Origin of the sequence: Aliivibrio sp. S10_S31, assembly GCF_014694495.1 — a bacterium.
GTDB lineage: Bacteria > Pseudomonadota > Gammaproteobacteria > Enterobacterales > Vibrionaceae > Aliivibrio > Aliivibrio fischeri.
On record NZ_JAAUWR010000013.1, the window covers coordinates 1 to 13,910 of the forward strand.

The window sequence follows — 13,910 nt, forward strand, 5'->3', positions numbered from 1 at the left end:
ATAAGTGATATCACTAACAAATATCTCTTCAGGAGCTTGAGGTATGACTTCTTTAAGTAAATTAGGATGTTTTTTCATCCAATGCTTACTGTAAGTAGTTTTTGTGTAACTTCGCTTAGGTTTTACTAGTAAACACTCGTCCTTTAAATAAGAAAAGAAATTATCTCTACCTAATTTTATGCCATGAGTGACGAATTTGGGCTTAAGTAAAAAATATAATTTTTTACCTCCTATACGAGGCATATATCGACGAATTTCTTGCACCATATTTTTCACCGGTGAAAGTTCAACTGCACGTTTCAAAGCTCTACGTTCTTGTTGGTATATACATTGCCTTGTAATGCCAAGTAGCTGACTAGCTCGCTCTAAGCTAATCATTTTCTGCTTTTGAAGACTTCTTGCTCCTTGGCAATATACTTTTTTCTAAGGCCAGCACCATATTCTGCGTCCATGATATTTACTACTTCATTAAGTAATAAATTACGCATTCTTTCATCATCAAGCTCTCGCTCTAAACGTTTAATTTTTTGTGCAGGTGATTCTTTTGCTTTCGGGGATTTAGGCATAATAATCTTAGGTGATTGAGACCAGTCCATCTTACCGTGTTTTCTTAACCAAGTAAGTACGGTTGAGCGACCTTGAATGCCATAAATGCTTTGAGCTTGCTTATAGGTCATATCGCCTTTTTCTATAGCGGCAACAAGCTGCAATTTAAAGCCTAATGAATAATCGCGTTGAGTTCGCTTATTCTTTGTTTTTTCTTGATTTGTCATATAAAAGTCCTAAATGTGTAAACACATTTCAGGACGAGACAGAAAATGTTTGTTTAAAGCCAGTTGTTCTTCAACTGGCTTTTTTGCTATTTGCGTAATGAAGTCTAAGATCAATATATACCAATCATGTAATAGGTGCTGATATGGGACGATTGTTGATTATTCTTTTTGTGCTTTTTTCCTCTTTATGTAAGCCTATTCATGCCGCTTTGATTGATACCTACATAGAGTATTATCAAGAACAACTTTTTTATCCTGAAATAACCCAACGTCTTTATAGCGATGATACTTTAAAGTGGAAGTCCCCATTAGCAAGAAAATACCTTGAAAATCAACTCGCACTTCTCGCACTAGCTCAATTGAATGATTCTGTCACTGCTCGTTACTATCAGCTGCAAGATATGGATGGTGTTGAGTACGATGTTTTAGCAACTGATACATTAATTTATCTTCGAACTTATCAATCTAGTGTTTCAACAGAAGGAAAAAAATGGTTTTTTGGTGGACGAATAGAAGCGTCACTACCTAAACCACAACCAGAAACGATAAAAGGAATAATAAAAGCCATTGATGAGCGTGATTTAGTGAGTTTTACTCATGCTTTAAGGCCAAGTTCTGAGCAATATGAGGAGCTATATCTGCGTCTATTCAATTATTATCAACCTTATGAAGATAGCGAAAGTGTATTTATTAAAGAACGCTTGATTAGACCAAATCAAATCACTGACGTGAAAACCATTATTTATCGTTTACAAGTTTCTGGTGAAATTAACCATCAGGAAGCAGACATGTTATTAAGGCAAAGTAATGGTCATTATGATTCATCTTTGGTTTTGATAATTAAAGAATTTCAGAAAAGACATGGTTTAAAACAAGATGGGATTATCGGTCCTAAAACTTTACATTGGCTGAATATGACAGCGAAAGAGCGTGTACGCATCATGGCATTAAATATTCAGCGTCTGCGCTTATGGGAGAATAAAAACTCGCATTTTGTATTAGTTAATATTCCATCTTATGAAATGGCTTATTGGCAGGAAGGGGAGTTAGTTTTTACGAGTAAAGTTATTGTTGGTAAACCTGAAAGGCGGACACCTATTTTTACTACTAGGTTAAATGCGATTGTGTTTAACCCTGAGTGGAAAGTACCAACAAAAATAATGAGAGAAGATATTTTACCAAAAGCATTAGACAATAAAGATTTTCTGCAATCACAAAATTTCGAGATTATTCCTACATGGTTAAGTAAAGACGTTATTTCTATTGACGATATTGATTGGGAGCAGGTGAGTGCAGAGACTTTTCCTTACAAGTTAAAGCAGAAATCGGGCAACACCAATGCTCTGGGAAGGTATAAATTCAATACGCCTAACCGAAATGCCATTTATTTGCATGATACGCCATCTCGTTCATTATTTAGTAAGCAGCATAGAGCATACAGTTCCGGATGCATTCGGGTTGAAAAGGCCTCGGAGTTTGCTCAATTGCTAATGAAAGAATCTCATTTTTCGACTCAAGATTATATGGACTATCATGAGTTACCAGAGACAAGTAAAGTTGCGTTGGATCAGCAGATATCCGTTTACACTATATATCAAACATCATGGGTTGGAGAAGATAACCAAGTGCAGTTTAGAAATGATATATACAAATATGATGAGTGGAGTAAAAGTCGAAATTGATAAAAATTAACAGATTGGATAGTGATAAAAAATCATTTACTGTTCAATAAGTAAGCTACATCGAACTCATAAGACAGATAAAAATGGCTGTTTGTTATTTGACCAATTGATAATTGGTGTGTATCTTTGCGCTCAGTTATTAATTGATCTATTTATAAGTGAGTCCTTTACTGCATGTCTGAATTTAGTCCATTACGTCGTAAGATCCTTCTTGGTGGCGCAGCTACTGCTGGCTTAAGTTTATTTCCTTCATTCTCTTTTGCTTCACAATTTGCAGAGACGCCTCGTAAGTTAGCTTTGAGCAATTTACACACAGGTGAAGAATTAAAAACAGAATATTTCAATGGACGACAATATCAAAGTGCGGAACTTCATAAGTTAAATCATTTATGCCGAGATTTCCGTCGTAACGAAAGTATTGAGATGGATAAACGTCTATTTGATCAGTTATCAGCGATTCAAAATGTGATTGGTTGTGATACACAAGTTCAAATTATTTCCGGTTATCGTTCACCAGCTACCAATGAAATGTTACGTGGTAAGTCACACGGTGGTGTTGCGAAGAAAAGCTTACACATGCTTGGTAAAGCAATGGATTTTCGTTTAGAAGGTGTACCATTAGCTGAAGTAAGAAAAGCGGCATTATCATTAAAAGCGGGTGGAGTAGGCTATTACCCAGGTAGTAATTTTGTTCATATCGATACGGGTAGAGTGCGTTTCTGGTAACAGCAGAACAATAATTAGTTATAAAAAAATGGCGACCGCATTGGTCGCCATTTTTGTATTCATACTTTCTACTTAATCTATTCTTACAGAGCTAATGCCCTATAAGAAAAGCCAATTAGAAGTTTGCTGAACGTGGAGTACGTGGGAACGGGATAACGTCACGAACGTTGCCCATACCTGTTACGTAAGATACTAGACGCTCAAAGCCAAGACCGAAGCCAGCATGAGGAACTGTGCCGTAACGACGTAAATCGCGGTACCAGCTCATGTGCTCAGGGTCGATGCCCATTTCAATCATACGAGCATCAAGAACGTCTAAACGCTCTTCACGTTGAGAACCACCAATGATCTCACCAATACCAGGTGCAAGAACATCCATCGCAGCAACTGTCTTACCATCGTCATTTTGACGCATGTAGAATGCTTTGATGTCTTTCGGATAGTTTTTAACGATAACTGGCGCTTTGAAGTGTTCTTCAGCAAGGTAACGCTCATGTTCAGAAGACATATCGATGCCCCACTCAACATCAAACTCAAAGTCACGACCAGAATCTTTAAGGATTTGGATAGCGTCAGTGTAGTCTACTTGTGCGAAATCAGAGCTCACGAATTGCTCTAGACGAGTGATTGCTTGTTTGTCGATGCGAGAAGCAAAGAACTCAAGGTCATCACGACGCTCAGCAAGAACCGCTTCGAATACATACTTAAGCATATCTTCAGCTAGCTTAGCTACGTCATCAAGAGTAGCGAAAGCAACTTCAGGCTCAACCATCCAGAATTCAGCTAGGTGGCGGCTTGTGTGTGAGTTTTCAGCACGGAAAGTAGGACCGAATGTGTAAACTTTGCTTAGTGCACAAGCGTAAGTTTCCGCATTAAGTTGACCAGATACGGTTAGGAATGTTTCTTTACCAAAGAAATCTTTGTCGTAATCAACATTGCCTTTGTCATCTAAAGGAAGGTTCGCGTGATCTAACGTAGAAACACGGAACATTTCACCAGCACCTTCTGCATCAGATGCAGTGATCAGTGGAGCAGACATCCAGAAGTAGCCTTGCTCATGGTAGAAACGGTGAATTGCTTGAGATAGACAGTTACGAACACGTGCAACCGCACCGATCACGTTAGTACGTGGGCGAAGGTGGGCAACTTCACGTAAATATTCAATTGAGTGACGAGTCTTAGCCATTGGGTAAGTATCAGCGTCTTCAACCCAACCTACAACTTTAACTTCAGTTGCAGCAAGCTCAAAATCTTGGCCTTTAGCAGGAGAAGCAACGATAGTACCAGTCACTTCAACAGAACAACCTGTTGTTAGTTTAAGAACTTCGTCGTTGTAATTATTTAAGTCATTAGGAACCACGGCCTGAATCGGGTCGAAACAAGAACCGTCATAAACAGCTAGGAAAGAAATACCAGCTTTAGAATCGCGACGTGAACGGATCCAGCCGCGAACAGTTACTTCACTGTCAACCGCTAGTTTACCGCTTAATACGTCTGTTACAGGCGCGTAAGTCATGTTAAATACATTCTCCATTGTTGTGCCACATGCACGAATATTTTTATTTCAAGAGTGACATATTACCTTTCTTATAGCTCGCATCAAGTGTTGTTACGCTATAAAGATAAAAATTCAGGATAAGAATCAATTTTCGTCCGAAATTCGTCGAAAAAAACATCAATATGGCTAGGTAGTATATACTTAAGTGCCACGAGTCTTGTCGTTTAGTAGGGAAGTAGAGTACTATCCCTGCTTCATAATATAGGTAATAGAGATTTTAACTAATGACAACTGAACTATATAAAGACTTCATGTTTGAAGCAGCACACCATTTACCACATGTACCAGAAGGTCATAAATGTGGTCGTCTTCATGGTCACTCTTTTTTAGTTCGTTTGTATGTTGAAGGTGAAGTTGATCCACATACCGGTTGGGTTGTTGATTTTGCTGAAATTAAAGCAGCGTTTAAACCAACGTATGATCGTCTTGACCATTACTACCTGAACGACATTAAAGGGTTAGAAAACCCAACAAGTGAAGTATTAGCTAAGTGGATTTGGAATGAAGTAAAACCAAACTTACCACTGTTAAGCAAAATCGAAATTAAAGAAACCTGTACAGCAGGTTGTACTTACCGTGGTGAGTAATTTCAGTTTGAATTAATGTGTTTATGAAGGTGCTTGTTTGAAGCGCCTTTTTTTATGACTGACGTATACGGGCGGTAATAGAAACCAGAGCATGATCGGTACTGAATTGGTCAATATCGAATCTTGGATTAACAATGTGTTTATCTGTCACCGTATAGTCAATGATTTCCAAAATATTGCCAGAAAATGAGCTATCAAACTCATTAGAAAGCAGTATGTAATCTAAAACAGATCCTTTCGCTCCGTGATAATGAGTGTGAGCACGCTTTTCTAATAAATCAGTGCCTTTTAATTCGCTATAAATATCCCAACTGTCTTTTAATTGAAATAGAGCTAAATAGTCAGAGCTAAACTTATCAAATCGCAACTCATGAGAGAGTAAGCCTTTGAACTCATCGTGAAACAAGGGCTTATTAAAATCGCCCATGACGACGACAGCTTGGCTTGTTTTTTTGCGTTGCTGAATAATATGGTTATGTAGAATATTCGCTTCCAACCCTCGTTGAACGGTAGACAGCCAAGATCCTAATTGTTCATCATGGAGTTGATTGAGGGAGGAAAGATTCTCTTCATCTATCTCGTTATTAACTTCAGGCTCTTTTGGGCGTTGAGATTTAAAATGCACCACATAGCAATCTGTTATACCCAAGTGAGGTAGTTCGATACTGGCATGAATGGGAATACGATTAAATTCAAACTCAATGCCAAATCGCTCAAGTTGCTCTTTTTCTGCAATAACGGGTTGAGCACTCAAAATAGGGTAGCGTGAAGCGAAAGCCACAACAGGCGAGTTAAAGACATAGCCATCTTCAGATTTTGGTTCATCTACCGTACAAAAATACGCGTACCCCAGCTCATTGACTAGTGCTTCTAGTGCGTTGGGACTGAATACTTCTTGAAAGCCAATTACATCAGAGTTTAATTCGGTAATTTTATCTCTAAACCAGCCTTGTTTTTTCAACCATTCATCTTGAGTCAGTATGTTTTCAAAATCGTAGAATGCATTAGGCGGCTCAACAAAGTTGAACATGTTAATGGTAGTAAAGATGAGGCTTTCAGGTGATGACAAAATACAAGCTCTTTATTTTTATGATGAACTGAAGTGGATATAACTTAAGTGTAAAGGGGTTAGCTCACTCTTGCCAGTGAATAGTTTGATTTTAAAAGCTTATAAAAGTACATAGTTTGTCTTTCAAATGGTATAACTGACTCATAGTATTCTTTATCTAGCGAACAAGTTGATATATATGCGTATTTTACATACTTCAGATTGGCATTTAGGTCAAAATTTCTTCACAAAAAGTCGTCGTAATGAACATCAACAATTCATTACATGGTTACTTGAGCAAGTACAAGAAAATGCCATAAATGCGGTCATTATTGCTGGAGATGTGTTTGATACGGGTACACCGCCAAGTTACGCACGTGAAATGTATAACCAATTTGTGGTGGAGATGAATAAAGTAAACTGTGAGTTGATTGTGCTTGGTGGAAATCATGATTCAGTTTCAACGTTAAATGAATCAAAACAATTATTGGCTCATTTGAACGCTCGAGTGATTGCCAATACCTGCGATGATTTATCCACCCAATTATTAACGCTTCCAGACAGTGATGGGACGGTTGGTGCTATTTTATGTGCGGTTCCTTTTATTCGCCCGCGTGACGTTGTCACTAGCATCGCAGGCTCAACGGGTGTAGAAAAGCAACAAGCACTCGGTGAAGCGATTAAACAACATTATCATCAGCTGTATCAAAAAGCACTCGAGTTACGAAAAGAGTTAAATGTAGAAGTCCCTATTATTGCAACTGGTCATTTAACCGCGCTAGGGGTAAAACAATCGGATTCTGTTCGCGATATTTATATCGGTACGCTTGATGGGTTTGCAGCAGATGGTTTCCCGCCTGCGGATTATATTGCATTGGGTCATATTCATCGCCCGCAATTGGTGGCTAAATCTGAACATATTCGTTATTCAGGCTCACCCATTCCATTAAGTTTTGATGAATTAAAATCTCAAAAACAAGTGGTGATGGTTGAGTTTGATAAACAAAATGTCACTCAAATTACGCCAATTAATGTGCCTATGTTTCAACAAATGAAGGCATTAAAGGGCGATTTGGAAACCATCGAAAAAGAATTAGCCCAATTTAAAGAGTGTGAAGAAACAACGTGGTTATGTATTGAAGTGGAAGTGCAAGATTACCTTTCCGATCTACAACAACGCATTCAAACATTAACTCAAGATTTGAATGTAGAAGTGTTGCAATTGCGTCGTGCAAGAAATCGCAGTGAACAAACCTTAGCACAAGAAAAAACAGAAACCTTAGCGGAGTTAACGCCTTTTGATGTGTTTACTAAACGTATAGAGCAAGAGACGTTTGAGACAGAAAAAGAGCAACAACGAGCTGAAAGAATGACAGTGAAATTCAAACAAATTCTGTCAGAAGTAGAACATAAAGATACGGATCCACAAGAAGGTGATGCATGAGAATTTTAAGTCTAAGTTTTTCAAATTTAAACTCATTAAAAGGTGAGTGGAAAATTGATTTCTCAGCCTCTCCTTTTGCAGAAAACGGGTTGTTTGCGATTACTGGCCCAACAGGAGCGGGTAAAACGACGATTTTAGATGCGATTTGTTTAGCGCTTTATCATAAAACGCCTCGTCTTGGTGGTATTTCAACATCAAGTAATGAAATCATGACGCGTGGCACGGCGGAATGTTCTGCGGAAGTGGAATTTGAAGTGAAAGGTAAAGCGTACCGTGCGTTTTGGAGTCAGCGTCGTTCACGTGGCAAAGTGGACGGTAATCTACAAGCCGCGACCGTAGAGCTTGCAGAGGTCGAAACTGGGTGTGTTCTTGCTAACCAAATAAAAAAGAAAGATGAGCTAATTAATACCATTACAGGTTTAGATTTCTCTCGCTTTACCAAGTCCATGATGCTTTCTCAAGGTCAATTTGCCGCGTTTTTAAATGCGGATGCGAATGATCGTGCTGGGTTATTGGAAGAGTTAACCGGTACAGAGATTTACGGTCAGATCTCAGAAAAAGTGCATGAGCATTACACCGCATCAAAACAGAAATTGGCAGAGCTTAAGGCAAAAGCGGAAGGGGTTGAGCTGCTTTCTGAAGACGATAAACAAGCGTTAATCGACGAGCAAACCGAACTGCACGCTAACCAAAAACAGCAACAAGCGCAGTTAGTTGAATGGCAAGCGCATGTTGAGTGGTGGAACGCCGAGGTTAAAAACCAGCAGCAATACCAACAAGCGATTGAACATCATCAATTCGCCTTGGATAAAGAAAAACAAGCGAGCGAACCATTACATCGTTTAGCACAAAGTGAACCTGCTGAAAAATTGCGTGCGCCTTATCAACTGTGGCAAGAAGCACAAGAGCGTTTTGATGAAGTGGTTAAAGAATTGAGCTTAACCGAGGTATCTCATCAACAAAAAACAAGTGATAAATTGACGCTTGAGTCTCATGTTATACAGCTAAAACAAGTGTTTGATAGAGTTAAGGTTGAGAATAAAGCATTAGAAGCCTTAATCAATGATTCGATACAACCGCTTGATACGACAATAAGTCAATTAACTCAACAGTCGCAGGAAAAACAGCAGAACATTACCCATCTGACGACACGTTATGAAGAGGGGCATAAAAAGCAACAACACTTAACGGTGACGTTATCTGATGTGACTGCAAAATTGGTTCAGTTAGCGAGTTATGTTGAGAAGCACCAATCCGATGTGCAACTTGAACGTTATTTAGGTCAATGGAAGAAACAAGTTAGTCATATTTTACAGCAAGATAAAGAAGTGAGCGCGTTAAACAGCAAAGTAGTATCAGCTGATACCACATTAAGCGCTTTACTTGCGGGTATTACGAAAAAAGAAGCGGAATTACATCAAGCTCAAGTTGTTGTTAATAATGAAGTGAACGCGTTAAAAGCGGCAGAGCTTGCATTACAGCAATCACAAGAAAAAGGCACAGAAGCACAACTGGTAGAGCAAATTGCGGTACTAACCAATCGTCATCAATATCGTGTTGAATTGACTCATACAAACAATGAGTATTTGCGAGCAATAAAAGAGCTGCAAACCTTAGAGATTGTGCAGAAAACGCAATCTGAAGAGATTCAAACGTTGGAAGCGCAGCGTGCCGAATTAGGTTCGCAGTTTAAGCTACTAGAACAACAAGTAATCGATTTAACCACATTAATTGAGCAAGAAGGCGAACTAGCAAAATATCGTGCTGAATTAATGAAAGATCAGGATTGCCCACTGTGTGGCTCAACACATCATCCATTGTTAGAACAGTCTCAATCCCTTGATCTTAATGCCACCATGCAGCGTAAAAAAGAGGCAGAACAAAAGCGTGCAGAGATTGTTGAACAGGGCAAATCAGTACGTGAACAATTGGATTCACTCAAAGTAAAACAAGAACATTGCCAATCTCAGTGCGTGCAGTATCAAGATATTGTTAAATTGATGCAGCAGCAGTGGTCTGCTTTATTAGAAGCCACTCAATTAACCTTAGGTTTGGGCGATACGGATACGATTAATCAGTCGATTGTTGAGTGCGAAGTGTTGTTCACTGAACTTAATGAACAAGCAAAACAAGTACGCCAAGCGGATGAAAAATACCGAGCGCAGCAAAGTCAATTACAACAAGCTCAACATCGCTTTGATACTGTAATGACTGGATTAGAGTACGACCGTAAATCACATCAATCAGCGGTTCAGCTACAGCTTGATGACAAGGCCAAATTAGAACAACTGCACCAGCGTGATTCTGAGTTAAAACAACAGTTGATAGATGAGATTGAGCAAACCGGATTTAATGTCCCTAAATTGGCAGAAATAGAATCATGGTTTACGCAAAAAGAACAAGATTTACAACGTATTCAACAAAAGATTTCGGAGCAACAAAGCTTTACTCAGCAACAACAAAATTTGCAGAGTGAGCATGGCCATTTATCAGAGCAATTAAGTGAGTTAACGAATCAGTTACAAACAGCTCAAGCGGATATCTTGTTATTGACTTCAGAACTAGAACAGCAAAAAGCAAAACGTGTTGAGTTGTTTGGACTGCAAGAAGTCAAAGTTGCACGTTCAGAAATGGTTGAGAAATTGAGTAACTCTGAACAAAACTATCAGATTGAACAACAAAAGCTGCAAACATTGGTGCAAGAACTCGCGGTTATAGAAGGTAAGTTGACGAGCTTAAAACAAAGTCATGCAACTAATGAAAAGCTGACAGCAGAGCGAAGTGATGTATGGAAAGAGGCGTTATCGCATAGCCCATTTGAAACACTAGAGTTATTCCAAGCAGCCTTGATTTCAGAAGAAGAACGCCAACAACTACTCAGCTTAAAAACTGAAATACAACAATCTATTGAACGAACTACTGCTTTGCTAGAGAGTGCACAGCAAATCAAAGAGCAACATTATCAAGCGCCAAAAACAGCAGAGTGGCAATTAATGCCAAAAGACACCGTTGAGAGTGAATTGGCTCAAGTGAAGTCGTTATCTGAAAGTTTAGTGAAACGTGAAGGTGAGATTGCTCAAGCCTTACGCTCAAATGATGAACGCAAGACCAACCAAAAGACTTTGTTTGAAGCAATAGAAGCGTATCAGTCTGAATACGATGATATTCAATATCTGCATTCATTAATTGGTTCGCAAAAAGGGGATAAATTCCGTAAGTTTGCACAAGGATTAACGTTAGAAAACCTCGTTTATTTAGCCAATAAGCAATTAACTCGTTTACATGGTCGTTATGAGCTTAAGCGTAAAGCGAGCGATGGGTTAGAGCTGCAAGTGTTAGATACATGGCAGGGTGATGTGGTACGTGACACCAAAACCTTATCGGGTGGCGAAAGCTTTTTAGTCAGTTTGGCGTTAGCGTTAGCGCTTTCTGATCTGGTTAGTCACAAAACGAGCATTGATTCGCTGTTCTTAGATGAAGGTTTTGGTACGCTAGATAGTGAAACGCTAGATATGGCGCTTGATGCTTTGGACAATCTAAACGCATCTGGAAAAATGATCGGTGTGATAAGTCACATTGAAGCGATGAAAGAACGTATTCCAGTTCAAATAAAAGTCACCAAACGCAGTGGACTAGGCGTGAGTGAACTAGAAAAACAATATAAAAAAGTCAGTTAATTTTGCAAATAGAGCAGTAAAAGGAATTTGAAATGGGAAAAACAAAACGTGAAGTAACGTTACGCTTTTTAGCTGAACCGGGCGATGTGAACTTCGGTGGTAAAGTTCATGGCGGGGCAGTAATGAAATGGATCGATTTAGCGGCTTACGCATCAGCGGCTGGTTGGAGTGGGAAATACTGCATTACAGCATACGCTGGCGGTATTCGTTTTGTTGAGCCTATCTTTGTTGGCAACCTTGTGGAAGTGACGGGTAAGGTCATTTATACCGGAACATCGTCTATGCATATTGCAATTGATGTGCAAGCAAGCGATCCCAAAGAGCAGAATAACCGTTTAACCACGCATTGTATCGTTATCATGGTGGCGGTAGATGGCAATGGTAAACCGACATCGGTGCCTGAATGGATACCAGAGACTGAAGAAGACATTAAATTAAGGGATTCTGCTATTAAGTTAATGAATATGCGTAAAGAGATTGGCGAAGAGATGGAAGCTCACGTTCAATATTTGAAATAAAAGAGAGTATCAATGCCATTAATTATTTGATCATTATTATTGGTATTAATAACGATGTTCTGCTCTAGCCTCAAATTTTATGTATAGATTTGGGGCTTTTTTCTGTTCATATTAATTGTCATGGCAAAGTCATAAAACATTTGCAAAAGTTATAGGTTGGCAAATTTTTATATTCTTGTAGTTAGGTTAACCTTTTTTATACCTATTTATGAGCATTTATCTCATTTTCTGTACACTTAATTTATGTCTGAAATTTAGTGGTGATGAGAGTGAATGCAGTAAACAAATCGTTATTTTATAATGTTCGACAACATGCAAATCGTGAGTTTTTTTATCGATTGTTTGTTATTGCTTTCCCCATCACTCTGCAAAGTATTTTATTTTCCAGTAAAAGCCTTATTGATGTCTTCATGCTTGGTCAACTTTCAGAAGCTGACATTGCTGCTGTTGGCGTTGGTAGTCGTGCCATCTTCTTTACAACGATAATACTGACAGGAATAACAACAACAGGCGCTTTATTGGCAGCTCAGCATTGGGGAGCAAAGGATAATAAAGGCCTGCGAGAAACGACAGCATTAACTTGGCTTACTTCCACGTGTTCAGCATTGGTTATTGTTTTTCTTTTACAGTTCTTTGCCAGTTTTGTTATGCAGTTGGCATCTAAAGACCCTAGTGTTATTGCTCTTGGCGTGGAATATATTCAAATAACCAGTTGGAGTATGCTTGCGGTTGCTTTTACTGCGAGTCTTGGTGCTGGTTTCCGTTCGATACAGCAACCGGGAATTAGTACTTTTTTCAGTGGTATAGGCATTGTTCTGAATATACTACTGAATTGGCTTTTAATTTTTGGGTATTTAGGCTTTCCTGCTTTAGGTATAAAAGGTGCGGCCATTGCTACTGTGGTGAGTTCTATCATTGAAGTTGGTTTGCTTTATCTTTATTTACTCATGAAGAGTCATCTTTTAAAATTTGGTTTAAAAGAGATTATCCAAAGCCTTCAGGTAGACAAATTTCGTTCTTTTATTCGCTTAGCATTACCAACTACTACCAATTTTTTATTATGGGCAGGTGGGTTATTTGCGTATACCGCGATTATGGGACAAACAGGAACGGAAGGTTTAGCTGCCTTTGCAGTTGTTACGCCAATAGAGGCGGTTTCTCTTAGCTTTTTAATGGGGATAGCGAACGCATCTGGTGTGTTAGTAGGTAACCATATCGGAGCTAAAGAGTACGACAAAGTATACTACCAAGCAATGTTGATGATGATCATCGGCTTTGTGGTTACGATAGCCGTTTCTTTTTGTTTGTTTTTATCTAAAACTTGGATATTAGATTTATTTACTGCGTTAACACCAGAAACTCGCGAACTTGCTGATACTTTTGTGTCGATTCTTTGTATTGGTATTGTCTTACGTTCAATTCCAACGACTTTAGTTGTCGGTATTTTAAGAGCGGGTGGGGATGTTAAGTTTTGTCTATACCAAGATGTATTAACGCAGTGGTTCTTTGGTATTCCAATTGCAGCGTTAGGAGCTGTGTATTTTGGTTATTCGGCTGAAGTTATTTATAGTCTTTTCTTTTTAGAGACGTTGTTTAAGTGGTTTGCTTCTATCTATCGTTTAAAAAGTAAGAAATGGATAAATAATTTAGTAGAGGCTAAAGGATAGGGGAAACAAGTTTATTTAAGGGTTGCATTGCTAAGTTCATTATATAGAATGGATCGGACTACTAGTTTGGTAGTTCGGTCTGTAAAGGATTTACGACCTATTATTATAAATGGAATGTGACTAATTAGGATGTACACATGATTTTCCAATTAACATCAGGCCCATTGTTGGAGCCTACAGAAGGTTCACCCCATCACACTGGTTTCAAATCATCAGTTGTTTTTTCTCTG

At 38.7% G+C, this 13,910-nt stretch carries 9 protein-coding genes and 1 pseudogene; 7 read left to right on the forward strand and 3 right to left on the reverse strand.

From position 1 onward, the window contains the following. Positions 1–773 (reverse strand): annotated as a pseudogene (locus HC728_RS12240) (IS3 family transposase); the annotation flags it as partial. Positions 774–916: 143 nt separating this feature from the next. On the opposite strand from HC728_RS12240, the gene HC728_RS12245 reads away from it, so the two are divergent. Both HC728_RS12245 and HC728_RS12250 read left to right on the forward strand, forming a co-directional pair. Further along, the gene (locus tag HC728_RS12245; protein WP_190395540.1) at positions 917–2,455 is read left to right on the forward strand and encodes a murein L,D-transpeptidase; all 1,539 of its coding nucleotides are present in this window, start codon (positions 917–919) and stop codon (positions 2,453–2,455) included. A 174-nt stretch (positions 2,456–2,629) separates the two neighbouring features. Continuing rightward, positions 2,630–3,181, forward strand: coding sequence for a YcbK family protein (locus HC728_RS12250; RefSeq protein ID WP_005418984.1), 552 nt, complete (start codon positions 2,630–2,632; stop codon positions 3,179–3,181). A gap of 115 nt (positions 3,182–3,296) precedes the next feature. On the opposite strand, the gene asnS is transcribed toward HC728_RS12250, so the two are convergent. After that, a complete protein-coding gene (gene asnS / locus HC728_RS12255) occupies positions 3,297–4,697 on the reverse strand; it encodes an asparagine--tRNA ligase (RefSeq protein ID WP_065594631.1) in 1,401 nt (466 codons plus the stop codon). Positions 4,698–4,963: 266 nt separating this feature from the next. Between asnS and queD the strand changes: the two genes are divergently transcribed. Continuing rightward, positions 4,964–5,326: a 6-carboxytetrahydropterin synthase QueD gene (gene queD / locus HC728_RS12260; RefSeq protein WP_005418986.1), complete on the forward strand. Its 363-nt coding sequence runs from the start codon at positions 4,964–4,966 to the stop codon at positions 5,324–5,326. 52 nt (positions 5,327–5,378) lie between these two features. On the opposite strand, the gene HC728_RS12265 is transcribed toward queD, so the two are convergent. Then, complete coding sequence (locus HC728_RS12265) at positions 5,379–6,395, reverse strand: endonuclease/exonuclease/phosphatase family protein (RefSeq protein WP_065639372.1); 1,017 nt, start codon at positions 6,393–6,395, stop codon at positions 5,379–5,381. A 178-nt stretch (positions 6,396–6,573) separates the two neighbouring features. Here HC728_RS12265 and sbcD point away from each other — a divergent pair, with 178 nt between their 5' ends. The 4 genes from sbcD (at position 6,574) to HC728_RS12285 (ending at position 13,680) form a co-directional block, all read left to right on the forward strand. Continuing rightward, complete coding sequence (gene sbcD / locus HC728_RS12270; protein WP_190395541.1) at positions 6,574–7,818, forward strand: exonuclease subunit SbcD; 1,245 nt, start codon at positions 6,574–6,576, stop codon at positions 7,816–7,818. Then, positions 7,815–11,495 (forward strand): AAA family ATPase, encoded by a 3,681-nt coding sequence (locus HC728_RS12275; RefSeq protein ID WP_190395542.1) that lies wholly within the window; start codon positions 7,815–7,817, stop codon positions 11,493–11,495. Before sbcD ends, HC728_RS12275 begins: the two co-directional genes overlap by 4 nt. Before the next feature lie 32 nt (positions 11,496–11,527). Next, the gene (locus tag HC728_RS12280; protein ID WP_005418991.1) at positions 11,528–12,013 is read left to right on the forward strand and encodes an acyl-CoA thioesterase; all 486 of its coding nucleotides are present in this window, start codon (positions 11,528–11,530) and stop codon (positions 12,011–12,013) included. Positions 12,014–12,276: 263 nt separating this feature from the next. Further along, entirely contained in the window at positions 12,277–13,680 is a 1,404-nt protein-coding gene (locus HC728_RS12285; RefSeq protein ID WP_190395589.1) for an MATE family efflux transporter, read from the forward strand. The last annotated feature ends 230 nt before the right edge of the window (positions 13,681–13,910 follow it).